Genomic DNA, 24,482 nt, shown 5'->3' on the forward strand with positions numbered 1-24,482 from the left:
CGCGAATATGGCGATGGAAAACTACAATCCGCCACAGGATCCCTGGCTGGTTATCCTCTATCAGGATGAGCACATTATGGTGGTCAACAAGCCCAGCGGCTTGTTGTCCGTGCCGGGGCGGCTGGAGGAACACAAAGACAGCGTGATGACGCGCATTCAGCGCGACTTCCCGCAGGCTGAGTCAGTGCACCGCCTGGATATGGCCACCAGCGGCGTGATTGTGGTGGCGCTGACCAAAGCAGCCGAGCGCGAGCTGAAGCGTCAGTTCCGCGAACGCGAGACGAAAAAGCAGTACGTCGCCCGCGTGTGGGGGCATCCGGAAAAAGCGGAAGGTCTGGTGGATTTACCGCTGATTTGCGACTGGCCGAACCGGCCAAAGCAGAAGGTGTGTTACGAAACCGGCAAAGCAGCGCAAACCGAGTATGAAGTGCTGGAGTTCGCACAGGATAATACCGCCCGTGTGCGCCTCAAGCCGATTACCGGACGTTCGCATCAGCTGCGCGTGCATATGCTGGCGTTGGGCCATCCGATTCTTGGCGACCGCTTTTACGCCTCGCCAGAAGCGCTGGCCATGGCGCCGCGTCTGCTGCTGCACGCCGAAACGCTGACTATCACCCACCCATCGTTCGGTAACGCGATGACGTTTCGCGCCCCCGTCGATTTCTAATCGTTCAGAACTGTCCCGGGTCGTGCCGCTAGCGGCTCACCCGGGCTATCCCATCGCTTATTCAGCAAACGAGAAGTTCGCGTTAATCGCGGGCAAACCACGCATCAATCATCTTCTCGACGCGAGCGACAACCAGCCCGGTATCATGACGACGACTGCGGGCGCAGGCGTGCGCGGGTTCTTCGCACAGCAGGCAGCGGCGTTGATTTTCACCCATTGATTGACGACCAACCAGACCATTTTTCGGGCAAATCACGTCGATATCCCACAGGCGGCCCAGCGGATGAGTCTGTTCCAGCTCCGAGCAAAACGCTTTGATTTCACTGGCGGCGTGATCAACACACCACAGCGCTTCCGGGCCGGTCGGCAGCCACAATACCTGGCGATCGAGCGTTTGCCAGCGATGTTTCCACAGCATCTGATCGCAGGCCTGCAGCGCCACACCCATCATATTACGGTAGCGAATACTGTCTTTCACCGCACCCGGCGTCACCAGGGTCAGCGAAATCACCGGCTGTTGATAATGGGCTAACCAGTCGGCCTGGCGAGCCGCACGCTGCTCTTTCGCCGCCAGCAGCGCTTCCATGCTTACGCCCTCACGGGCGAGAGTATCCACTGACATTTGTTCCTCTCCTCACTTAATAAAAGACAGCGATCGGGCTGTCGTCGCAATAGCGAATAATGGCGCTGATTGTATCGCTAAACGATCCCTGTTTTGGAGACGGGGCGCAGAAATTTTCTGCGCCATTTAGCACGAAAAAGCAGACTTAACTGTTACAAAAAAGTTAAATCAGGCTAAAAAATGACTGAGGAATAGCAGACCCAATGAAACATTAATCGCACCACCAATTCTTGTTGCGATCTGCGCGAACGGCATCAGGTTCATGCGGTTGCCGGAAGTCAGAATCGCCACGTCGCCGGTGCCGCCCTGACCGCTCTGGCAGCAGGAAACAATCGCCACATCAATCGGGTGCATACCTATCTTTTTCCCCACCACAAAGCCAGTCGCCACCAGCGCCGACACGGTGCTGATAATCACCAGCAGGTTGCTCACAGTGAAGGCGTTGACCAGCTCCTGCCAGGGGGTGATCGCCACGCCAACGGCAAACAAAATCGGATAGGTCACTGCCGTGCGGAAAAATTTATACACCATCTGCGAGCCCTCCTGCAGACGCGGAGAGACACCGTTAGCCAGTTTCAGCAGTACTGCGAGGAACAACATCCCCACCGGAGCCGGCAGGCCAATCATCTTTTGACCCAACATTCCCAGCATATACAGCAGCACAGCCAGCAGCGCGCCGGAGGCCAGCGTCGTCACATCCATTTTTCCCTCAGCGGACTCTTCGCGGTGCGTTTCGTTGCGGCGGTTTGGCATCAGCTGTCCTTCGCCGGTTAAATGCGGGAAGCGCTTGCCGAGCTGGTTTAAACAGCCGGAGATAACAATCGCCGTCAGGCTGCCCAACATCACCATCGGCAGCACGCGGCCCAGCGCAACGCCCTGATCCATATGCATCAGCGCGGCATAGCCTATCGACAGCGGGATAGCCCCCTCACCTACGCCGCCAGCCATAATCGGCAGGACAATAAAGAAGAATACCTGGAACGGCTCCAGCCCCAGAGCGGTACCGACGCCAACGCCAACCAGCATGCCAACGATTTCTCCGCACAGCATCGGGAAGAAAATCCGCAGAAAGCCCTGAATTAGCGTGGTACGGTTCATGCTCATGATGCTGCCGACGATGATGCAGCAAATGTAGAGATAGAGAATGTTGGTCGACTTATAGAACTTGGTGGTCGACTCCACCACCACGTCCGGCAGCAGGCCATAGTGCACCAGCGCGGAGGGAATAAACGTCGCGCAGATCGCCGCCGCGCCGAGCTTGCCCAGAACCGGCAAACGCTTACCGAATTCACCGCAGGCAAAGCCGAAAAAGGCCAGCGTTGCCACCATCACCACAATGTCGCTCGGCAGCTTGCCACCCAGGCAGTCCAGCGTGATCAGGCCACCGGCTAGTAGAAACAGCGGCAGCGGGATAATACCGACTTTCCAGTTATCGAGGATATGCCACCAGCGCTGCTTGAGCGGTGCTTTCGGCGTGTTAATAGGATCGATGGTTGCAGAGAATGCATTGTCTGTGGTGCTCATAATTAAGCCCTCTGGTTATTATTACTTTTCAGGTTAGAGGGCCATACGCAGACTTAATGTGAGTCTTGCCAGATTAAGAACGAAGTTTTAATGGTCACTATGGTTTTTATGGTTTCTATTATTAATGTGATATTTCTCTGATTTATTAGCGTGGTTTTTATGGTTTTAAATCTACCTGCTCATTCACCTTGATAAATTCACCGCCAGCGGATAATTCTGGTTCCCTGACGCCTGTGTAGGCGTTCACAAGTTTCCTTCAACCATGATGTCGGCAGCGCAAAAGATGATAAAGTGCCGCATCCCTGATACTGTGCATCATACTTATGAAAGTTTCATTTCAATTTAAGTTGTTCATTTCGCTGGTCGCCTTTTTCTCAGTTCTGTTCGCACTGCTGGGGGTTTATTATTATTTCGATGCCAGCCATCAGCTTTATCAGGAAATGAGCGCCCGCGCTAAAATACAGGCGGAAGAAATTGCTTTAATGCCGAATTTACGCCAGCAGGTGGCACTTGAAGACCCGCAGGCGATAAAACCGTTTATGCAAAATATCGCCGCCCACAGCGACGCCAGCTTTATTGTGATTGGCGATAAGCGGGGAGTGCATCTATTTCACTCGGTCCATCCGGAATGGGTCGGTACGCGGTTAGTTGGCGGCGATAACCAGGCGGTGCTGGAGGGGAAAAGCACCACCACCATCCGTAAAGGCGGGCTCGGTATTTCGCTACGCAGCAAAGCGCCGATTCTCGATGATGCGGGTCGGGTTGTCGGCATTGTCTCCGTTGGCTATCTCACCAGCTACCTCGACAGCATCACGCTGGAAAAAGTGATTAATATTTTCGTCGCCGCCGTACTGCTGCTTATCGCGCTGTTTGTCTTCTCCTGGTACTTCACCCGCAGCATCAAGAAGCAGATTTTCTCGCTCGAGCCGCGGGAAATCGGCCTGCTGGTGCGCCAACAAAAAGCAATGATGGAGTCGATATACGAAGGGGTGATTGTGATCGACCACAATCGGCGAATTAAAGTGATAAACCATGCCGCCCGCAGCCTGCTCGGGCTGAGCCAGCCCGCGCACCAGCTACGAGGTAAGTCGATCGATAATGTCATCACCCCGCAACCGTTTTTCGCCAGCACAGAGATGCTCGAAAGCGATACCCACGATGAGCTGTGTCGCTTTAATCAGCTTACCGTGCTCGCCAGCCGGGTGCGTATCATGCTGGAGGATTCGCTACAGGGCTGGGTAATTACCTTCCGCGACCGCGACGAAATCAACTCCCTTAGCGCCCAGCTCAGCCAGGTCAAACGCTACGTCGACAACCTGCGCATCATGCGTCACGAGCAGCTAAACCGCATGACCACGCTATCCGGACTACTGCATCTGGGCCACTATGATGAGGCGATTCGCTATATTCAGGCGCAGTCGGAACATGCCCAAGAGCTGCTGGACTTTATCTCATCGCACTTTAATTCACCGACGCTCTGCGGACTGCTGCTGGGTAAAGCCGCCAGGGCGCGGGAAAAAGGCGTTGAGCTGAGCTTTGACCCGGCCTGTCGTATCGACCGTCCTCTGCCGTCGTTGATGGAGTCCGAGTTAATTTCTATCATCGGCAACCTGCTGGATAACGCCATTGAAGCCACTCAGCGCGCCGAACTGCCGCACGAACCGGTTGAGGTTCTGATCCAGTTGAACGCCCGGGAGTTAATGATTGAAGTGGCTGACCGCGGGGTTGGTATTCGTGCGGAAATCCGCGAGCGCATTTTTGAACGCGGTGTTACCACCAAAACCCGTGGCGATCACGGCATGGGTCTGTATCTTATTGAACGTTATGTCACTCAGGCGGGCGGCACAATTGAAGTGTCCGATAACACGCCGCGCGGCGCGATTTTCACGCTGTTTATTCCCGCTGATGGGCCTGTTCATCCGCAACAAGAGACGCACTATGCATCATGACCTGGTCGATGTCCTGATCATCGAAGATGAAAACGAACTGGCGCGGCTGCACGCCGAGCTTATCCAGAAACACCCGCGCATGCGTCTGGTGGGTATAGCAGCCTCACTCACTCAAGCGCGGCAAATGCTCAATACCAGGCCACCGCAGTTGGTGCTGCTCGATAACTACCTGCCGGATGGTAAAGGGGTCACGCTGATGACCGATCCTGTTCTGGCTAATGCCCACTGCTCGGTGATTTTTATCACTGCCGCCAGCGATATGGAAACCTGTAGCCTGGCTATCCGCAACGGCGCTTTCGATTACATTCTCAAGCCGGTGTCATGGAAGCGCCTGAGCCAGTCGCTAGAGCGGTTTGTGCAGTTTTACGATCAACAGCGTGAATGGAAGATTGTCGACCAGCAGAACGTCGATTCGCTGTATCAACTACAAGCAAAAAACTACCGTACCGACAGCGGCAGTAAAGGCATTGAGGAGAAAACGCTGGCGCTGGTGCAAAACCTGTTTACCGGCAGAGAGGATCGCTGCTTTTCGGTGGATGAAGTGGTTAGCGAGGCTGGATTAAGCAAAACCACTGCCCGGCGCTATCTGGAGCACTGCGTGGAGATCGGCTTTCTGGAAGTGGAGATGCTGTACGGGAAGATTGGCCATCCGCGCCGTATGTATCGTCGCGCCACAAGCGCATCCTGACGCCTCTCCCCAACGGGGAGAGGCCAGTAGTTTAGAATCCGCGCTGCTCTTTAATCAGCTCCCAGGCTTTCTGGATTTCCTGCGCTTTTTGCTTAGCCATCTCCATCATTTCCGGCGGTAAGCCTTTCGCCACCAGTTTATCCGGATGATGCTCGCTCATCAGCTTACGATAGGCGCGCTTGACGGTGGTGGCATCGTCGGTCGGCTTTACCCCCAACACATTACAGGCATCTTCAAGAGTTGGCCCGCGCTGCGCCTGCTGCCAGCCAGCGTTGCCGCCATGCTGCCCGTATGACTGCTGCGAACCGCCGCCAAACTGCGCGCCGCCCTGCATCATACGCAGGAACTGCTCAAACTGGGCGCGGGAGATACCCAGTTCATCGGCAATGACAAACAGTACTTCGCGTTCGTTGGGGTGCAGGTCGCCGTCAGCGAAGGCCGCCTGCAGCTGAATTTCCAGAAACATCCGAATCAAATCGAACCGACCAAAACAGACGCTGCGCAGCTGGCGCATTTTCTCACGCAGCGGGTAATCATCTGATTTTCCGACCCGAAACGCGTGCTGCGCCGCGGTGCGCGCTTCGCCGTGCAGGCTCATGCGATCCATCAGTAAATTGGCGACGTGGATATCCGCTTCGGTGACGCGCCCTTTGGATTTAGTCAGATGCCCCATCACCTCGAAGGTGGTGGAGAAAAATAGCGACTGACGCTCCTGCTGGTTGGTAAAAACATTCAGCCGACGACTGCGCGCCCGGTCAAACATATGTCCAATTAAGAAGCCCAGCACCACGCCCCAGAAGCCGCCACCCATCATCAACGCAACCGCAACGCCAATTATTTTACCCAAATACTGCATAGACTCCCCAATCTCTCTGCCGCCAGTTAAGCTATATCTGACCGCACATTACAAAGCGTTGACGCCTCGGTCAATTGTGGGACATAGCCTATAATTTGCTTTATCATACTCGTCATTCTACACGGTGCCTAACGCTCGGGTTCGAAACGGGCAGGATTAACACTAGCGCGATTAAGATGAGTACGTTAGGCTCTGACCGTTTGCAAGCCGCTGCCACACGATGACGGAACAACAAATACAACGTATGAAAAAACGTATTCCCAGCCTCCTGGCCACCATGATTGCCAGCGCCTTGTATAGCCAACAGGGCCTCGCTGCCGATCTCGCCACGCAATGTATGCTTGGCGTCCCAAGCTACAATCGTCCTCTGGTTGAAGGGAAACCCAACGACCTGCCGGTGACGATCGATGCCGATCATGCGAAGGGTAATTATCCTGATAACGCCGTTTTTACCGGCAACGTTGATATCAATCAGGGTAATAGCCGCCTGCAGGCCGATGAAGTTCAGCTCCATCAACAGCAGGCCGCGGGTCAGCCGCAGCCTGTACGCACGGTCGATGCGCTCGGCAACGTTCACTACGACGACAATCAGGTTATCCTGAAAGGGCCAAAGGCCTGGTCGAACCTGAACACCAAAGATACCAACGTCTGGCAGGGCGACTACCAAATGGTTGGCCGTCAGGGGCGCGGTACCGCTGACCTGATGAAACAGCGCGGTGAAAACCGCTATACCATTTTAGAAAACGGCAGCTTTACCTCCTGTCTGCCGGGCTCTGACACCTGGAGCGTCGTCGGCAGCGAAGTTATCCACGACCGCGAAGAGCAGGTCGCGGAGATCTGGAACGCACGCTTTAAGCTCGGCTCAGTACCGATTTTTTACAGTCCCTACCTGCAGCTGCCGGTGGGCGATAAGCGTCGTTCAGGCTTCCTGATCCCTAACGCTAAATACAGCACCAAAAACGGCGCAGAATTCTATCTTCCTTATTACTGGAATATCGCGCCGAACTTTGATGCCACCATCACCCCGCACTATATGAGCAAGCGTGGCGGCGTGATGTGGGAAAACGAATTTCGCTACCTGACTCAGGCTGGCGCGGGTTTATTCGAGTTTGATTACCTGCCATCGGATAAGGTTTACGAGGACGATCACTCTGGCGACAGCAACAGTCGCCGCTGGCTGTTCTACTGGAACCATTCTGGCGTCGTAGACCAGGTGTGGCGCTTCAATGCCGACTACACCAAAGTCAGCGACCCGGACTACTTTAACGATTTCAGCTCCAAATACGGTTCCAGTACCGATGGCTACGCTACGCAAAAATTGAGCGCGGGCTACGCCAATCAGAACTTTGACGCGACCGTATCGACCAAGCAGTTCCAGGTCTTTGACCGCGACTCAAGCAACGCCTATTCCGCTGAGCCGCAGCTGGACGTGAACTACTATCAGAACGATGTCGGCCCGTTTGATACCCATTTTTACGGGCAGGCGGTGCATTTCGTTAACTCGAACAGCAACATGCCGGAAGCGACTCGCGTTCACTTCGAGCCGACTATCGATCTGCCGCTGTCTAACGGCTGGGGCAGCATCAATACCGAAGCCAAACTGCTGGCGACCCACTATCAGCAGAATAATATTGATGAATACCGCTCTTATACCAAGCGGCAATACAGCAACAATCCTTCGGACTCAAATCGAAATGCACTTGATTCCGCAAATGCTCTAAAAGATTCAGCTAACCGTGTGATGCCGCAGTTTAAAGTTGATGGCAAAATGGTGTTCGAACGCGATATGCAAGAGAGCTATACCCAGACGCTCGAACCGCGTATGCAGTATCTGTACATCCCCTATCGTGACCAGAGCCATATTGGCACCTACGACTCAACGCTGCTGCAATCGGACTACAGCGGTCTGTTCCGCGACCGTTCATACAGCGGCCTCGACCGTATTGCATCTGCCAACCAACTCACTACCGGCGTCACATCTCGCGTTTATGATGCCGCCGCAGTTGAACGTTTTAATATTTCCGTTGGTCAAATCTACTATTTCACCGAGGCACGTACCGGTGATGACAACATCAACTGGGAGAACAACGACACGCGGGGTTCACTGGTATGGGCTGGCGATACCTACTGGCGCATCACCGATGACTGGGGTTTACGCGGGGGAATTCAGTACGATACGCGTCTGGATAACGTCGCTACCGGCAGCGGAACCGTGGAATACCGTCGCGACGAAAACCGTTTAGTGCAGCTTAACTATCGTTACGCGAGCCCGGAATACATTCAGGCGACTCTGCCATCGTATTCCACCGCGAAGCAATATAAAGATGGTATTTCGCAGGTCGGGATGACCGCCAGCTGGCCAATCGTCGATCGTTGGGCAGTCGTTGGCGCGTACTACTACGACACGAATACCAGAAAGTCAGCAAATCAGATGTTAGGGGTGCAGTATAGCTCTTGTTGCTACGCTATCCGTGTCGGCTATGAACGTAAGATCAACGGCTGGGATAACAGCAGCAGCGAAAGCAAATACGACAACACCTTCGGCTTTAACATCGAGCTGCGTGGTCTGAGCTCCAATTACGGCCTCGGCACACAGCAGATGCTGCGTTCGAACATTTTACCGTACCAGAGCTCCCTGTGATGTGGCTGGTTTAAACGTAATCCGCAATTGCGGTTAATTGAAATGGAAAAAGTATGAAGAACTGGAAAACGCTGCTTCTCGGTATCGCCATGATCGCGAATACCAGTTTCGCTGCCCCACAGGTTGTCGATAAAGTAGCGGCTGTCGTCAATAATGGCGTTGTTCTGGAAAGCGACGTCGCTGGTTTGATGCAATCGGTAAAACTTAACGCCGGCCAGGCCGGGCAGCAGCTGCCGGATGACGCCACCCTGCGTCATCAGATCCTCGAACGTCTGATCATGGATCAGATAGTGCTGCAGATGGGCCAGAAAATGGGCGTGAAGATCTCTGACGATCAGCTCGACCAGGCCATTGCCAACATCGCTAAGCAGAACAATATGTCGATGGATCAGATGCGCAGTCGTCTGGCCTATGACGGCATTAACTACAACACCTACCGTAGTCAGATTCGCAAAGAGATGACGATTTCGGAAGTGCGTAATAACGAAGTTCGTCGTCGCATCACCGTTCTGCCGCAGGAAGTAGAAACCCTGGCAAAACAAATTGGCGATCAGAATGACGCCAGCACTGAGCTGAACCTCAGCCACATCTTGATCCCGCTGTCGGAAAACCCAACTTCCGAGCAGGTTGCAGAGGCTCAGGACCAGGCAAACTCAGTAGTTGAGCAGGCGCGTAGCGGCTCAGACTTCGGCAAATTAGCCATCACCTACTCTGCCGATCAGCAGGCGCTGAAAGGCGGCCAGATGGGCTGGGGTCGAATTCAGGAACTGCCGGGCATCTTTGCTCAGGCGCTAAGCACCGCGAAGAAAGGCGATATCGTTGGCCCGATTCGTTCCGGCGTTGGCTTCCATATCCTGAAAATTAACGATATGCGCGGCGGCAGCAAAAGTATCTCCGTTACCGAAGTTCACGCTCGCCACATTCTGCTGAAACCTTCGCCGATCATGAACGACGATCAGGCACGGGCGAAGCTTGAGCAGATCGCAGCAGATATTAAGAGCGGCAAAACCACCTTTGCTCAAGCGGCGAAAGAGTTCTCTGAAGATCCAGGTTCTGCTAACCAGGGCGGTGATTTAGGTTGGGCGACGCCGGATATTTTTGATCCGGCGTTCCGCGACGCGATTCTGCGCCTCAACAAAGGCCAGACCAGCGCTCCGGTTCACTCATCCTTCGGCTGGCACCTGATTGAACTGCTGGATAGCCGCAACGTCGACAAAACCGACGCCGCGCAGAAAGACCGTGCTTACCGCATGCTGATGAACCGTAAATTCTCCGAAGAAGCGGCTACCTGGATGCAGGAACAGCGCGCCAGCGCGTACGTTAAAGTTCTGAGTAACTAAATGACCGGTACACAACGAGTCGTTATCACTCCCGGCGAGCCCGCCGGGATTGGCCCCGACCTCGTCGTGCAGCTTGCGCAGCGCGACTGGCCGGTAGAGCTGGTGATTTGCGCCGATGGCGCCCTGTTATCCGACCGAGCAAACCTGCTCGGTCTTCCTTTATCCCTTAGGCCTTACGACCCCACCGTTCCTGCCTCAGCGCAGCGCGCGGACACCCTGACGCTTCTTCCTGTCGCTCTCAACGCTCCGGTTGAGCCAAGTGTGCTTAACGTTAGCAACGGTAGTTACGTGGTCGACACGCTGGCCCGCGCCTGCGATGGCTGCCTGAACGGCGAATTTGCCGCGCTGATCACCGGGCCAGTACATAAGGGCATTATCAACGATGCAGGTATCGCTTTTACCGGCCACACCGAGTTCTTTGAAGAGCGCTCGCAGGCCAGTAAAGTGGTGATGATGCTGGCAACCGAAGAGCTGCGCGTGGCGCTGGTGACCACTCATCTGCCGCTAAAAGCGATAAGCGATGCGATTACGCCAGACCTGCTGCGTGAAATCATCACCATTCTGCATCACGACCTGCGCACCAAATTTGGCATTAATGACCCGCACGTGCTGGTCTGCGGCCTGAACCCGCATGCAGGCGAAGGCGGTCACATGGGAACGGAAGAGATCGATACGATTATTCCGGTGCTTGAAGAGATGCGCGCAAAGGGCATGAACCTGAGCGGCCCGCTACCGGCAGACACCCTGTTTCAGCCGAAATATCTCGACCATGCCGATGCAGTACTCGCGATGTATCACGATCAGGGCCTTCCCGTGCTAAAATACCAGGGCTTTGGCCGCGGCGTGAATATTACGCTCGGTTTACCTTTTATTCGCACCTCCGTTGACCACGGTACCGCACTTGAACTTGCGGGCCAGGGAAAAGCGGAAGTCGGCAGTTTTATCACGGCGCTTAATCTCGCCATCAAAATGATTGTTAATACCCAATGAATAATCGAGTCCATCAGGGCCACTTAGCCCGTAAACGTTTCGGGCAAAACTTTCTCAACGATCAGTTCGTGATCGACAGCATTGTCTCGGCCATTAATCCACAAAAAGATCAGGCGATTGTTGAAATCGGCCCCGGCCTTGCGGCACTGACCGAGCCGGTCGGTGAACGCCTCGACAAGTTGACCGTTATCGAGCTGGACCGCGATCTGGCTGCACGTTTGCAAACGCATCCGTTCCTCGGACCGAAGCTGACGATTTATCAGCAAGATGCCATGACCATGAACTTCCGCGAGCTGTCGCAGACCATGGGCCAGCCGCTGCGCGTGTTTGGCAACCTGCCGTACAATATCTCCACGCCGCTGATGTTCCATCTGTTCAGCTATACTGATGCCATTGCCGACATGCACTTTATGCTGCAAAAAGAAGTCGTCAATCGTCTGGTTGCCGGGCCGAACAGTAAGGCGTATGGTCGATTGAGCGTGATGGCGCAATATTACTGCCAGATAATTCCGGTACTTGAAGTTCCGCCGAGCGCCTTTACGCCAGCACCTAAAGTGGATTCTGCCGTCGTGCGTCTGGTGCCTTACCGCACGCTGCCGCATCCGGTAAAAGAGATTCGCGTGCTGAGCCGCATCACCACCGAAGCTTTCAACCAGCGTCGGAAAACGATCCGTAATAGCCTCGGCAATCTGTTCAGCGTCGAGGTTCTGACCGAGCTGGGTATCGACCCGGCGAAGCGCGCAGAAAATATTTCCGTGGCGCAGTATTGTCAGTTAGCTAACTGGTTATCTGAGAACGCGCCCACCAAGGAGAGCTAACCATGATCAATTCGCCCCGAGTTTGTGTGCAGGTACAAAGCGTCTATATCGAATCGCAATCTTCTCCGGAAGAAGAGCGCTACGTTTTCGCTTATACCGTCACCCTGCGTAATTTGGGGCGGACTCAGGTTCAGCTTCTTGGTCGCTACTGGCTTATCACCAACGGCAATGGTCGTGAGACCGAAGTTCAGGGTGAAGGGGTTGTCGGCGAGCAGCCGCATATTCCGGCCGGCGGCGAATTTCAATATACCAGCGGCGCGGTCATTGAAACGCCGCTGGGCACCATGCAGGGACACTATGAGATGATCGATGTGAACGGCGCGCCGTTCTCCGTTGATGTCCCTGTTTTCCGTCTCGCAGTACCCACTCTCATCCATTAAAACAATGTCTACATACCTTATTGGCGATGTTCACGGTTGCTACGATGAACTGATCGCATTATTAGAGCAGGTGGAGTTTAATCCTGAGGCTGATACGCTGTGGCTCACGGGCGACCTGGTCGCGCGCGGCCCCGGTTCTCTGGAAGTACTGCGTTTCGTTAAGCTACTCGGCGATAGCGTACGCACCGTGCTGGGCAATCACGACTTACACCTGCTGGCGGTTTTCGCGGGTATCAGTCGTAACAAGCCGAAAGACCGGCTGAAATCATTACTTGAAGCACCAGACGCTGACGAGCTGCTCAACTGGCTGCGCCGCCAGCCGCTGATGCAAATCGATGAAGAGAAAAAGCTGGTGATGGCTCATGCAGGCATCACTCCGCAGTGGGATCTGGAAACCGCCAAACAGTGCGCCCGCGATGTTGAAGCGGTGCTGTCCAGCGACTCCTACCCGTTCTTCCTCGATGCCATGTACGGCGATATGCCGAACAACTGGAGCAACGAGCTCAGCGGTCTGGCACGCTTGCGCTTTATCTCCAACGCTTTTACCCGCATGCGCTACTGCTTCCCGAACGGGCAGTTGGATATGTATGCCAAAGAAGCACCGGAAAGCGCCCCCGCGCCGCTAAAACCGTGGTTTGCCATTCCTGGCCCGGTGGCCAGCGAATACAGCATTGCCTTCGGTCATTGGGCTTCGCTGGAAGGAAAAGGAACGCCGGAAGGGATTTACGCGCTGGATACCGGCTGCTGCTGGGGCGGAGATCTCACCTGCCTGCGCTGGGAAGATAAAATGTACTTCACGCAGCCGTCGAATCGACAGAAAAATATGGATGAAGGCGAGGCGATCGCCTCCTGAACAAAGCGTCCCGAATAGCGCACGGAAGAGCAATCAGGCTGCTGACACCGTGCGTTCTTCTGAATTTTCCCGGCGGCGCTTCGTTTGCACGGGCCGACAAAAACCAGTGAATACGTAGGCCGGGTAAGGCGCAAGCCGCCACCCGGCAGAACTACGAGCACAATATCTGAGCCGGTTTTTCATCAGCCCCAAACTCTAAAAGAGCGCGTATCCGGGCATAATATCCGCGTCAAATGAATACTCCACTGGCGGATTCATGAATTAATAAACCTCTTCAGCCAAAGGCAGCGCACGGTCCCTGGACCAACGAGCATACAGCACCAACGCAGCGTTCACTTCGTCAGAATCAAATGTATACAAATGCTCCATCATTTTCTGCGGATCGGCATCTGGCTGTTCAATAAAATCCAGCAGCGCCTCGAAATCCTCTTTATTTTGTTGGTTTTTTTGCGGATCGCTAAGGATATCAAGTAAGTGCATATGGCTGTCAGGCCCCCCGCAATCTTCCATAGGACAACGCATCCTGCCGTCAATGCAACCAAAAGGTAAAGGGATGGCGTCCTCTTCAATGAAATTTTTATTTTTGAGGACGATTTCATGCACCCAATCATCACCGAAATCATATGTATAGGTCAGAGTGTTACCACTTTTCTTGAGCAGTTCATTTAAGCGGGTCAACGCTTCATCTTCATCATCGAAGGATTCAGGCTCTTCAAGCCAGACCTTATTTTTGAATTTGAAGCTGTGAAGATGGCAATCCTCCCACCCCATCACAATTTGAATCACATCATGAAGGCGATCGAGAGTAATATCGGCAGGTACGACGAAGGAACGCCAGACAGGCGGGCTGACATCTTTGAGGGTGATTTTCAACTGATAGAATTTGTTCATGCAAATCTCCTTTTGATGAGCGCTATACATTCAGAATGTTAGCTTACACCAACCCCCGGCAACCTTGCGCTACCGGGGAGGAGAATCATGATTTAGCGGCGTTCCAGAATCTCGAAGCAGTAGCTGTGGGAGTTCTGCGCATCAGCGTCGTGAAACTCGCTGAATACCGACTCCCACTGGTCCGGATCGTAATCCGGGAAATGGGTATCGCCTTCCACTTCCGCATCAATATGCGTCAGATAAAGCTTGTGCGCTTTCGGCAAAAACTGCTCGTAAACGCGACCACCGCCAATCACCATCATCTCTTCAACATCGCCGCAGGCGGCAATGGCTTCATCAACGGACTTCACCCACTGCACGCGATCGTCGGTGCCGGGCTGGCTGCTAATAACGATATTTTTACGCCCCGGTAACGGGCGTCCGATGGATTCCCAGGTCAGACGACCCATGACTACCGGCTTGTTTAAGGTGTTGCGCTTAAACCAGGCGAGATCGGCAGGCAGATTCCACGGCATGGCGTTTTCCATACCGATGACGCGATCTACCGCTAACGCCGCAATCAGACTGATCATTGATTAATTCCCGAATGCAAAAAATTGCCGCCACTATACGGAAAGCGTAATACTTCGTCGACTGGGCGAAGAGTAAAGAATCAGAAAATTTTAAGATTTGCTGGCAAGCCCACGTAAGCCACGTGAGCCGCCAGAACAGGATCTAAATTGAAAACAAATTGTTACTTGTAAAGCTAGCGTAACACGCGTAATTCATCGTCAGGCCGAGGGCTTATTCTGTGGCTCATCGGCAATATCGCCAGTGTGCCGTCCCTCTTCCGTCCCCTGCCAACCATGGCGCTGAACCAGCGATAAATGGTTGCGATCCTCGTTGATAATGCCGGTCAGCATATCGCTGGTGCGTTTGAACACCGCCACCCGGGAAGCCGCATCATTTTCCGCCATCGCCACCATCTCTTCGACCATTTGCAGATTGAAACGGCGGAACAGATCGGCACGCTCGCGAGCCTCATATGCCCCCAGCCCCAGCGCTTCGAGGGTCATACGCCCGGACTTCAGCGCCGCTTCAAAGGTTTCACGCTCTGGCGCTTCCACTCCGGCCTGACGCAGCTTGATGTAATGATCGACATCGCGGGCGCGAGAGATAATTTGCAGATGCGGGAAGTGCTCTTTCGCCAGTTCCGCCAGCTGCAGGTTAGTCTGCGGATCGTCGATGGCGTTAATCAGCACTTCTGCTTTTTCCGCCCCCGCCGATTCAAGCAGATCAACCCGCGTCGCGTCGCCGTAGAACACTTTCATATCAAACTTACGCAGGGTATCGACGTGGTCTGGGTCGTGATCGAGGATAACCATCTTCACGCCGCTGGAGAGCAGCACACGACCGGCAATCTGCCCGTAGCGACCGAATCCGGCGATGATGACTCGCGGCTGCTCTTCATCAATCTCATCGGCTTCACGCTCCTGACCGCTGGCGGATTTTTCCAGACGGGTCAGCAAAACCAGCAGGATTGGCGTCGCCGCCATCGATAATGCAACGGCCAGGGTCAGCGCCTTCGCCCACTCGCTGTCCAACACATCAGCCATCTGCGCCGCGCCGAAGACCACGAAAGCAAACTCGCTTCCCTGCCCGAGTAACACCGCAAACCAGCGGCGCTGGGAGCGCGGCACGCCTAACGGTTTAGCAATCAGCCACAGCATCACGGACTTGATAACCAGGAAACCCACCAGCAGAATAAGAATGCGCAGCGGGTGAGTCACCAGGGTACCGAAGTCGATAGACATTCCGACGCCGATGAAAAATAACCCCAGCAGCAGACCTTTAAACGGCTCAATATCGCTTTCCAGCGCATGACGGTACTCGGAGCTTGCCAGCAATACTCCGGCAAGGAACGCCCCCATCGCCATCGATAGCCCGACCTCTTCCAGCAGCAGTCCGAAGCCAAACACCAGAAACAGGGCCACGGCGCTGAACACTTCACGCAGACCGGAGCGCGCAACAAAGCGCAGCATAGGCCGGGTCAGATAGCGGCCGAGCGCCACCACCAGCGCCAGCGCGCCCGCCACCTTCAGCGCTGACAGAGCAAACGCCCCCAGCGTCGTTGAACCGCCGCTCGCCGCCAGCAGCGGGATCATCGCCACCAGCGGAATTGCCGCGATATCCTGGAACAGCAACACCGCAAAGGCGCTCCGGCCCAGCTGCGTCACCGTCAGGTTACGTTCGTTCATCGCCTGCATGGCAATCGCCGTTGATGAGAGCGCTAGGGTCATACCAATCAGCTCCGCCACCTGCCAGCGCAGGCCCAGCGACATACAGAACAGGCCGATTAGCGCCCCGCAGACCACCATCTGCAACGCCCCGCCACCGAACACCGAGGCGCGCAGCTTCCACAGGCGCTGCGGATCCAGCTCCAGGCCGATGACAAAAAGCATCAGCACCACGCCGATTTCCGCAAAATGCAGAATCGATTCGGCGTCGGTGACTAGCCGCAGCCCCCACGGGCCAATAATACAGCCAGCGATTAAGTAGCCGAGCACCGACCCCAGCCCAAGACGCACGGCAATCGGCACAATCAGCGCGGCGGACCCCAAATAGATGAGCGCCTGTATGAGCGTATGGCTATCCATTATTGTGCGCCTCCTGCCATTCGATTAAGCGTTGCCGATAATGACGCGCCTGCGCCTGAAGGGTTTCGTCATCGCAGACAAAGGTGCAATGCATGGCGAACGGCGGCAGCCATTTCATGCCACAGTACAAACCCGTCGCCTGCAGCGGCTGCGCCAGAACGTCAAAACCGGGGAATGAACCGATAGCAAAGTGGCTTTCGCCGCCGCCGGTGGTCACTGCCCACATCAGCGATTTCCCGCGCAGCGCGATGCCGTTGTGGCCGTAAGCCCAGCCGTGCGACAGAACTTTATCCATCCACAGCTTCAGCAACGGCGGCACGCTATACCACTGCATCGGATGCTGCCAGATGACCAGATCGGCGCGAGCCAGCGCCGCCTGTTCGGCGGCGATATCGATGTTGAAATCGGGATAAAGTTGATAGAGAGAGCGTATCTCTACGCCATCAAGCGTCCTTGCCTGCTCAAGCATCCGCTTATTCGCATGCGAGTGCTGCGGATAGGGATGTGCATAAATTATAAGAATCATTGATTCGCCTGCGTTAACTCTTGTTGTAATCAGCAAGAGTGTAGACAGTTAATTGAATCGCTTACAATGATAAGTGTGATTTATATCTCATAGTGTTACGCATTCCGCGGTTGTTTAACGATCGCGGCATCCGGCTGAGCGGTATCGAGGTCGCACTTCTTCGGCAGCAGAAAGGTAATCGTCCCGGCAATGATTAACGATCCGGCCAGCGCGCAAACCGCCACGTTCTGCCCGTAAAGATAAATCATCACCCCCACCAGATACGGACCGCAGAACCCACCAAGGTTACCCAGGCCATTAATCACGCCGCGCGCGCTACCGGCCACCTCCGGCGAGGCGATACGTCCCGGCATTGACCAGAATGGGCTGGTTGCCGATTTCAGGAAGAAGCCGCAGACCACCAGCGCGATATAGGCCGCCACCACATGTTCACGCAATATTACCGAGGCCACCAGCGCCGCTGCGAAGCAGTAAAGCGAGAAACGAACCCACAGACGACGTTTGCCGCTGCGGTCGCTGAACAGCGAAATCACGTAGATTCCTGCCAGCGTCGCCATGAACGGCAGTATGGCGAGGAACCCGACGCTGGCCATGCTACCGCCGGTCAGCCCCTTCAGGATGGTCGGTAGCCACAACGTGTAGCCATAATCGCCGGTCTGGTAGAAGAAATTGAGGATCACCAGCTTCATCAGGCCAGGGTTGCGGAACACATCTTTAACCGGCGCGTTGCTTACCGGCGCTTCCGCCAGCTTCGCCGCCCGCTCGGCGGCCAGGGTAGTGACCAGATACTGACGCTCGCTTTCCGGCAACCAGCGCGCCTCTTCCGGACGGTCACTGATCATGAACCACCACACTACCAGCACCACTATCGACAGCAGGCCTTCGATGATAAACAGCCAGCGCCAGTCAAGCGCCGCGATAATCGCGCCCGATACCGGCGCGGTCAGCATGCCGCCCAGCGGAGCAAACATCATCACGAAAGCATTCGCCCGGCCGATCTCTTTCTCCGGGAACCAGTTGCTGATCATGGTCAGCACCACTGGCAGCATTCCGCCCTCAGAGACGCCGAGAATAAAACGCAGTACCAGCAGCTGATATTCGTGAGTGACAAAACCGGTGGCAATAGAGACCACCGCCCAGGCCACCAGCGACCAGGCAATAAATTTCTTCCCACTGCCGTTTACCGCAATTCTGCCGCCGGGTATTTGCAGAAATAAATAACCAATAAAAAATATTCCGCTGGCGACACCGGCCATCTGGCTGGTAATACCTAAATCGGTTTCCATTCCGCCGGGCAGCGCAAAGCTAATATTAACCCGGTCCATAAACGAAATAATACAGGCGATCAACACCGGCGTAATAATACGCAACCAGCGGGTGCTGGGGATTTTATCGTTCATATATCGCACTCTCTATGCAGAGGTTATCATTGTAATAAAGTGAGCGTAGGGACAGAGAAAAAGAGATGATAATTAATTAATCGCGTTGGGTAATATCGTACCGGCGAAATAAGCGGCAACGTTGGCATATACCACATCGCTCATTTTCTGCCGCGTCTCATGAGTCGCGCTGGCAACGTGTGGTTGCAGGACCACATTGTCGAGCGCAATGAGTTCAGCTGGTACGTTTGGCTCATCTTCGAAGACGTCGAGACCGGCCCCGGCGATAACACCGTTTTGTAACGCATGTATCAGCGCTTTCTCGTCCACCAGCGAACCACGGGCGATATTAATCAGCCAGGCGTGTTTCGGCATGACGTTAAACACGGAAGCATCAATCAGCCCGCGGTTAGCTTCGCCGCCCGAAGCCGCGATCACCAGGAAGTCGCTTTCGTGGGCCAGCGTGTGCAGGTCCGCGCACCACTGATAGCGCAGTCCTTTAACCTTTTTGCGATCGGTGTAGAGCACTTCCATATCGAACCCGCTCGCGCGGCGGGCGATAGCCTGACCGATATTGCCCATCCCCAGCAGGCCAATGCGTTTGCCGCTCACCTGGGTTGCCAGCGGCAGTCCGCCGTTCAGCCAGCGCCCCTCACGCACAAAACGATCGCCCTGACACAGCTGACGCGAACCGGCCAGCAGCAGACCCATCGCCAGGTCGGCAACATCGTTGGTCAGCACGCCGGAAGTGATAGAGACGGCAATCTGCCGGGAGCGAGCGAAATCTAAATCAACAGCATCAGTACCCACGCCGAAGATAGCAATCAACCCAACATGCGGCAGCAGCTCCAGAACGCTGTTCTGTACGCCAACATCGCCTCGGGTCACTACAGCGGCAATGTTTTCCCCCTGCTCGCGCAGAAAAGCGATCGGGTCTTCCTGCTCATACAGGCGATACAGCGGAAACTCTGCAGCCAGTTGCGCCTGCAGAGCGTCAATAACGGGGGCCACTAAAAGGACGGCGCGGGTAATAGCATTATTCATCAGATCACCTGTTTGATAGTTCAGTACAACGGTAGTCACTATCAAACGGGTTTTTTGTGTGGTTTTTTGCGATCTGCGTCACGCTGAATCGTGTTAAAAATAGCTGTTACGCTCTCCGTGATCGCTAAGACAAAACTGGCTTGCGGCGGGCGTACGGTGGACGATGCGTTAACCTTCTGCTAACACCGAGCCATCGCCGTTCAGGCAGGGTTAAATGGTTTCGCCCATCGACAGCCGATAATGCAGATCGACTTTTTCGATAGTGGGCAGCCCTTTGATTTTCTTGATTAAGATCTCTGTTGCCACTTTGCCCATCTCAAAGCGCGGGGTCAGCACGCTGGCGAGGCGCGGAGAGATTATCTGCCCTATCTCCAGGCCATGAAAACCAGCAATTGCCAGCTCCTGCGGCACATTGATACCGCAAGCGAGGCATTCCTGTAACACGCCAACTGCCAGATCGTCATTGGTGCACAAAATCGCGTCCATATCGGCATACATCTGCCGCGCCAGGGTCATCATTCCGGTGCCTATCGACACCGACGATACCTTATTCGGCGCGATACGCCCTTGCGGCAATCCGGCATTCACCATCGCCTGACAGTAACCGGCATAGCGCTGCTCATCACGCACGTCGGACATCGAACCAAAGTAGATAACCCGCCGCTTACCGCTCGCCAGCAGCATGTTGGTCATATCAAACCCGGCTTTAAAATTATCGAAGCCGACATTGATGCGCCCGACGTTGTCCGTCAGCCCCATCACTTCAGCCACGGGAATTTTCGCCGCATTGAGATATTTGTCAGCCCGCAAAGTATGCGCCGACTCGGTTAACAGCAGACCCTTGACGTTAAAGGCCAGCACGGCGGCGATCTGCTCCTCTTCGCGCTGGCGGTCGTAATCGTAGTTCACCACCAGCGTCTGGTAGCCGTGCGCGGTGGTGACCGACTCAATTCCAGCCAGCAGATCGGCAAAAATTTGATTATGAAAGGAGGGAATAAGCACGCCAATGCGCGGGACGACAACGCTGATCATCGCCGGATTATCGGGGTCCGGCTCATAGCCAATTTCGGCAATCACGCTGGCAATACGCTCCGCCGTTTCAGGCTTCACTTTATCCGGGGTACGTAAATAGCGGCTGACGGTCATCTTGGTTACGCCCGCCAGCGCTGCAATATCATTGAGCGTAATGCGTTGTGCTTTCATCTATCGGCCCGTCAAATACATCCACTGCATCAGGCCATTATGCCTGTCGTGGGTTAAAAAGAGAATCTTACCACTGACGAGTTAACCCGTTGAGCGATGGTAATTTCCGCCCCGCCTCACGTTTAGCGTAACCCCTTTTAGTAACATGGTTTTGAGTGATCTGCATCACAGTTTTACCCGTCGAAAATCCGTGAGATAGAGCACAGGTCATTCCGCTTTCGTTATTCAGGAAATCAGAATCACCGGGCACAACATTATTTATACCCTAAATAATTCGAGTTGCAGGAAGGCGGCAAGGGAGTGAATCCCGATGAGCTTACTCAGGTAAGTGATTCGGGTGAACGAGCGCAGTCAACACACCTGCAACTTGAAGTATGACGGGATATATTCAGCCGTTAATCAGGATATCAAAATGAAAGACCTTTTCAGCTTACAAGGCAAACGCATTTTAATTACTGGCGCAGGACAGGGAATTGGATTTGTCATGGCGCAGGGCCTTGCGCAATATGGTGCAGAAATTATTGTTAATGATATTTCGGCCTCGCGCGCTGATGATGCGGTCATGAAATTACGTGATGTGGGCGCGACTGCCCATGCGGCAGTATTTAATGTTACCGATGCTGATGCCGTTGAAAATGCCATTAATCAAATCGAAAATGAAATTGGCCCTATCGACGTATTATTTAATAATGCCGGAATTCAGCGCCGCCACCCGTTTACCGAATTTCCGGTACAGGAATGGAACGACGTTATTTCGGTCAACCAAACCGCCGTATTTCTCGTTTCCCAGGCCGTCGCCAAACGCATGATTGACCGCCAGCAGGGAAAAATCGTCAATATCTGCTCAATGCAGAGCGAACTCGGGCGCGACACGATAACCCCATACGCTGCGGCGAAAGGCGCAGTAAAAATGCTGACCCGTGGGATGTGCGTCGAGCTGGCGCGCTATAACATCCAGGTCAACGGTATTGCGCCAGGCTACTTTAAAACCGACATGACCCAGGCGCTGGTTGACGATAAAGCCTTTACCGACTGGCTGTGCAAACGCACACCTGCCGCTCGCTGGGGTGACCCGCAGGAGCTGGTCGGCGCAGCAGTATTTTTATCATCCAACGCCTCGAATTTCGTTAATGGCCATCTGCTGTTCGTCGACGGCGGAATGCTGGTCGCCGTCTGAACAAGGAGTTCACCATGGCAGGACAATGCATTATTTTGATGGGTGTATCCGGCACCGGCAAGACCACCGTCGGCCAGGCCTTAGCCCAGGCGCTTGGCGCGAAATTTATCGATGGCGACGATCTGCATCCTCGCAAAAATATCGTCAAAATGGCCGCCAGCCAGCCGCTTGATGATGACGATCGCCAGCCGTGGCTGGAGCGTATTGGCGATGTTATTTTCAGTCTCGGGCAGAAGAACGAGTCCGGCGTGCTGGTGTGTTCGGCGCTGAAAAAGCGCTACCGCGACCAGCTGCGGAAGGGGAATCCCCATTTACGCTTCCTGTGGCTGACCGGTGACTACGACTGCATTTTGCAGCGTATGCAGGCGCGCAAAGGCCACTTTATGCCTGAAGCCCTGCTGCGCAGCCAGTTCGCCGCGCTGGAAACGCCAGACGCCAGCGAAAGCGACATTTTAGCCGTCGATATCGCCCCCGATGTCGCGAGCATTGTGGCGCACTCCATCACGCTACTCAACCATCATCAACGACAGGAGATACCGGCATGATTATTGATACCTTAACCGCCGCCGCCCAAAATAGCTTTTACCCGCCGGTTATCCGCAAAGCGCTGCAGGCGGTTTTGCAACAGGAGCCGCACGCCCTGCCGCCGGGGAAATATACCGTTGATGGCGATAATTTATTTTTTACCGTCGTTGAAGGCAGCACTAAACCACTGGCGGAACAGCGCCCGGAATATCATCGTCAGTACATAGATATTCATATTGTGCTGAGAGGTGAGGAGGTTATCGGTGCCGGTAACAAGGGTCTGGAGATCGTTGACGATGGGCCGTTTAATACCGCGCATGATATTGGCTTTTGCCAGGCAATCAGCAGCGAAACGCTGATTCACCTACATCCTGAAGAGCTGGCAATCCTGTTCCCAGGCGAACTACACCGGCCCATGGCCGCGATGGATGCAGGCGCGGCATTGCGCAAAATTATCGTCAAAATTGACTACGCCTTACTTTAAATCAACCGGCCCCGCCGCACTCCTCGCGGGGCCACGGATAACGCTTAGTTATCCAGTTTGTCCATCGATTTCACCTGATCGCGATTGATCTGCTCGGTGCGGCCGGTTTCAGCATTTTTATAGGACACCAGCCCGGTATCATCATCTACCTGCGGTTTGCCATCGGTCACAATCGTTCTGCCATCGGTGGTTTTTAGCGACTGGTTTGTTGAACACCCGGCGATGGTAAACAGTGCAGCGGCGGTAAAAATTGCCGCAGTGAGTGGTTTGAATTGCATCGTGTTTCTCTCCCGTTATTCAGTCAAATTAATTATCACCCTAACCACTTTAGGCTAGCTGACTGAACAGGGAGAGAAAACCAGAACTCTCCGAAGTGGCGTTTTAGCGCGAATTCCTTTGTTTTTGCTCGAAACTCACCGCCGCGCCAATCAGGTTGGCCTCGTTGCGATACTGGCAGAGCAGAACCTGCGGCAGGAATTCTGCCAGTTCTTTCTCTTGCACCAGTTCAGCCAGGCGCTGCTTAATACCGGCAAAAATCTTATCGCTGGCGGAGATACCGCCGCCGATAATCAGGCAATCCGGGTCATAGCAGACCTGCAAATTGAGTAAGCCCACCGCCATCCAGTGGTAAAACTGCGCCACTTCCTGCTGTGCAATATCATCCCCCTCTTCCGCCAGGCGAAAAACGTCAGCGCCAGTGAGCGAATCTGACGCCAGCGACATTCTCTGCGCGTAACGTCGCGCCATCGCCACCGCGGTCGCCAGCTCGCTAAAGGTTTGCCCATCGTGAAGCGTCATCAGGCCAAACTCTCCCGCATAGCGATGGCTACCGCGCCGCAGGACCTTGTTTTCGACAATCGCGCCGCCCACGCCGGAACCGACGATCACAAACAACACGTGCTGGTAGTCCCGCCCCGCCCCCTGCGCCGCTTCGGCGATACCCGCCGAATTGGCGTCGTTTTCAATGCACACCGGCAGCGAGAATAATGTCTCCAGCTCTTCGACAATCGCAAAGTGGTGAATATAGGGGATGGCGCTCAGCCCGCCAATTACCCCGCGCAGGGCATCGACGCTCCCCGGCGCGCTGATGGAAACGCCCTCAATAGCATAGCGCTGCTGAAATTGCTGGCACAGCATCAGCAGCTGCGCCTTCATCTCCGGCCAGCTGGCTGGAGTCTTAACCGACCCGGTATCAGCTAATGCGCCCTGCTGCCAGACGCCATACTTAATCGCGCTACCACCCCAGTCAAACAATAGAATTGCCATATATATCCCCTTGATTAAATTCG

General features: G+C 54.6%; 24 protein-coding genes. 12 read left to right on the forward strand and 12 right to left on the reverse strand.

All coding sequences use genetic code 11. The annotated features are described in order from the left end of the window. The first annotated feature begins 7 nt into the window (after positions 1-7). The gene (gene rluA, locus AC07P6_RS25400) at positions 8-667 is read left to right on the forward strand and encodes a bifunctional tRNA pseudouridine(32) synthase/23S rRNA pseudouridine(746) synthase RluA (protein WP_478314963.1); all 660 of its coding nucleotides are present in this window, start codon (positions 8-10) and stop codon (positions 665-667) included. A gap of 82 nt (positions 668-749) precedes the next feature. Here rluA and citX read toward each other — a convergent pair whose 3' ends face one another. Together citX and AC07P6_RS25410 are read right to left on the reverse strand one after the other, a co-directional pair. Then, positions 750-1,289 (reverse strand): citrate lyase holo-[acyl-carrier protein] synthase, encoded by a 540-nt coding sequence (gene citX, locus AC07P6_RS25405; RefSeq protein WP_110272603.1) that lies wholly within the window; start codon positions 1,287-1,289, stop codon positions 750-752. A 168-nt stretch (positions 1,290-1,457) separates the two neighbouring features. Next, positions 1,458-2,813 carry a 2-hydroxycarboxylate transporter family protein gene (locus AC07P6_RS25410; protein ID WP_478314964.1) on the reverse strand — a complete coding sequence of 452 codons (1,356 nt, stop codon included), beginning with the start codon at positions 2,811-2,813 and terminating at the stop codon, positions 1,458-1,460. A gap of 323 nt (positions 2,814-3,136) precedes the next feature. On the opposite strand from AC07P6_RS25410, the gene AC07P6_RS25415 reads away from it, so the two are divergent. Continuing rightward, entirely contained in the window at positions 3,137-4,762 is a 1,626-nt protein-coding gene (locus AC07P6_RS25415; RefSeq protein ID WP_304255947.1) for an ATP-binding protein, read from the forward strand. Next, entirely contained in the window at positions 4,752-5,450 is a 699-nt protein-coding gene (locus AC07P6_RS25420) for a response regulator (protein WP_478314965.1), read from the forward strand. Before AC07P6_RS25415 ends, AC07P6_RS25420 begins: the two co-directional genes overlap by 11 nt. Positions 5,451-5,481: 31 nt before the next feature. Here AC07P6_RS25420 and djlA read toward each other — a convergent pair whose 3' ends face one another. Then, entirely contained in the window at positions 5,482-6,306 is an 825-nt protein-coding gene (gene djlA / locus AC07P6_RS25425; RefSeq protein WP_181483625.1) for a co-chaperone DjlA, read from the reverse strand. 244 nt (positions 6,307-6,550) lie between these two features. On the opposite strand from djlA, the gene lptD reads away from it, so the two are divergent. From lptD to apaH, 6 genes are read left to right on the forward strand one after another with little or no spacing between them, the layout of a single operon-like run. Continuing rightward, positions 6,551-8,947 (forward strand): LPS assembly protein LptD, encoded by a 2,397-nt coding sequence (gene lptD, locus AC07P6_RS25430; RefSeq protein WP_478314966.1) that lies wholly within the window; start codon positions 6,551-6,553, stop codon positions 8,945-8,947. Between the two features lie 53 nt (positions 8,948-9,000). Beyond that, a complete protein-coding gene (gene surA, locus AC07P6_RS25435) occupies positions 9,001-10,287 on the forward strand; it encodes a peptidylprolyl isomerase SurA (protein WP_304255939.1) in 1,287 nt (428 codons plus the stop codon). Then, entirely contained in the window at positions 10,288-11,277 is a 990-nt protein-coding gene (gene pdxA, locus AC07P6_RS25440; RefSeq protein WP_478314967.1) for a 4-hydroxythreonine-4-phosphate dehydrogenase PdxA, read from the forward strand. It begins immediately after the preceding gene. Continuing rightward, on the forward strand, positions 11,274-12,095 hold the full coding sequence (rsmA, locus tag AC07P6_RS25445; protein ID WP_110272611.1) for a 16S rRNA (adenine(1518)-N(6)/adenine(1519)-N(6))-dimethyltransferase RsmA: 822 nt from the start codon (positions 11,274-11,276) through the stop codon (positions 12,093-12,095). The genes pdxA and rsmA overlap by 4 nt, the downstream gene beginning before the upstream one ends. A gap of 2 nt (positions 12,096-12,097) precedes the next feature. Next, the gene (gene apaG / locus AC07P6_RS25450; RefSeq protein WP_110272612.1) at positions 12,098-12,475 is read left to right on the forward strand and encodes a Co2+/Mg2+ efflux protein ApaG; all 378 of its coding nucleotides are present in this window, start codon (positions 12,098-12,100) and stop codon (positions 12,473-12,475) included. A 4-nt stretch (positions 12,476-12,479) separates the two neighbouring features. Continuing rightward, a complete protein-coding gene (gene apaH / locus AC07P6_RS25455) occupies positions 12,480-13,328 on the forward strand; it encodes a bis(5'-nucleosyl)-tetraphosphatase (symmetrical) ApaH (RefSeq protein ID WP_181483630.1) in 849 nt (282 codons plus the stop codon). Between the two features lie 261 nt (positions 13,329-13,589). Here the strand turns inward: apaH and AC07P6_RS25460 are convergent, their stop codons facing one another. The 7 genes from AC07P6_RS25460 to AC07P6_RS25490 all read right to left on the reverse strand — a co-directional run bounded on the left by AC07P6_RS25460 (position 13,590) and on the right by AC07P6_RS25490 (position 21,007). After that, complete coding sequence (locus AC07P6_RS25460) at positions 13,590-14,219, reverse strand: plasmid pRiA4b ORF-3 family protein (RefSeq protein ID WP_182236279.1); 630 nt, start codon at positions 14,217-14,219, stop codon at positions 13,590-13,592. A gap of 92 nt (positions 14,220-14,311) precedes the next feature. After that, a complete protein-coding gene (gene folA, locus AC07P6_RS25465) occupies positions 14,312-14,791 on the reverse strand; it encodes a type 3 dihydrofolate reductase (RefSeq protein WP_112215565.1) in 480 nt (159 codons plus the stop codon). A 198-nt stretch (positions 14,792-14,989) separates the two neighbouring features. Next, on the reverse strand, positions 14,990-16,855 hold the full coding sequence (gene kefC, locus AC07P6_RS25470) for a glutathione-regulated potassium-efflux system protein KefC (protein WP_181483631.1): 1,866 nt from the start codon (positions 16,853-16,855) through the stop codon (positions 14,990-14,992). After that, positions 16,848-17,381, reverse strand: a complete 534-nt coding sequence (gene kefF / locus AC07P6_RS25475; RefSeq protein WP_110272616.1) for a glutathione-regulated potassium-efflux system oxidoreductase KefF — start codon at positions 17,379-17,381, stop codon at positions 16,848-16,850. The genes kefC and kefF overlap by 8 nt, the downstream gene beginning before the upstream one ends. Positions 17,382-17,476: 95 nt before the next feature. Next, positions 17,477-18,781: an MFS transporter gene (locus tag AC07P6_RS25480; protein WP_434660156.1), complete on the reverse strand. Its 1,305-nt coding sequence runs from the start codon at positions 18,779-18,781 to the stop codon at positions 17,477-17,479. A gap of 72 nt (positions 18,782-18,853) precedes the next feature. After that, a complete protein-coding gene (locus AC07P6_RS25485; RefSeq protein WP_478314968.1) occupies positions 18,854-19,804 on the reverse strand; it encodes a 2-hydroxyacid dehydrogenase in 951 nt (316 codons plus the stop codon). A 210-nt stretch (positions 19,805-20,014) separates the two neighbouring features. Further along, a complete protein-coding gene (locus tag AC07P6_RS25490) occupies positions 20,015-21,007 on the reverse strand; it encodes a LacI family DNA-binding transcriptional regulator (RefSeq protein ID WP_478314969.1) in 993 nt (330 codons plus the stop codon). 412 nt (positions 21,008-21,419) lie between these two features. Between AC07P6_RS25490 and idnO the strand changes: the two genes are divergently transcribed. The 3 genes from idnO to AC07P6_RS25505 are packed head-to-tail and all read left to right on the forward strand — an operon-like array spanning position 21,420 to position 23,193. Then, the gene (idnO, locus tag AC07P6_RS25495; protein ID WP_478314970.1) at positions 21,420-22,184 is read left to right on the forward strand and encodes a gluconate 5-dehydrogenase; all 765 of its coding nucleotides are present in this window, start codon (positions 21,420-21,422) and stop codon (positions 22,182-22,184) included. Positions 22,185-22,198: 14 nt separating this feature from the next. Beyond that, positions 22,199-22,729 (forward strand): gluconokinase, encoded by a 531-nt coding sequence (locus AC07P6_RS25500; RefSeq protein WP_478314971.1) that lies wholly within the window; start codon positions 22,199-22,201, stop codon positions 22,727-22,729. After that, a complete protein-coding gene (locus AC07P6_RS25505; RefSeq protein WP_182236269.1) occupies positions 22,726-23,193 on the forward strand; it encodes a NanQ anomerase/TabA/YiaL family protein in 468 nt (155 codons plus the stop codon). The genes AC07P6_RS25500 and AC07P6_RS25505 overlap by 4 nt, the downstream gene beginning before the upstream one ends. A gap of 44 nt (positions 23,194-23,237) precedes the next feature. On the opposite strand, the gene AC07P6_RS25510 is transcribed toward AC07P6_RS25505, so the two are convergent. Both AC07P6_RS25510 and AC07P6_RS25515 read right to left on the reverse strand, forming a co-directional pair. After that, entirely contained in the window at positions 23,238-23,471 is a 234-nt protein-coding gene (locus AC07P6_RS25510; protein ID WP_478314972.1) for a YgdI/YgdR family lipoprotein, read from the reverse strand. A 103-nt stretch (positions 23,472-23,574) separates the two neighbouring features. Further along, the gene (locus tag AC07P6_RS25515) at positions 23,575-24,459 is read right to left on the reverse strand and encodes an ROK family protein (RefSeq protein ID WP_478314973.1); all 885 of its coding nucleotides are present in this window, start codon (positions 24,457-24,459) and stop codon (positions 23,575-23,577) included. Between the last annotated feature and the right edge of the window lie 23 nt (positions 24,460-24,482).

Source organism: Klebsiella sp. GFKo11 (assembly GCF_056490265.1).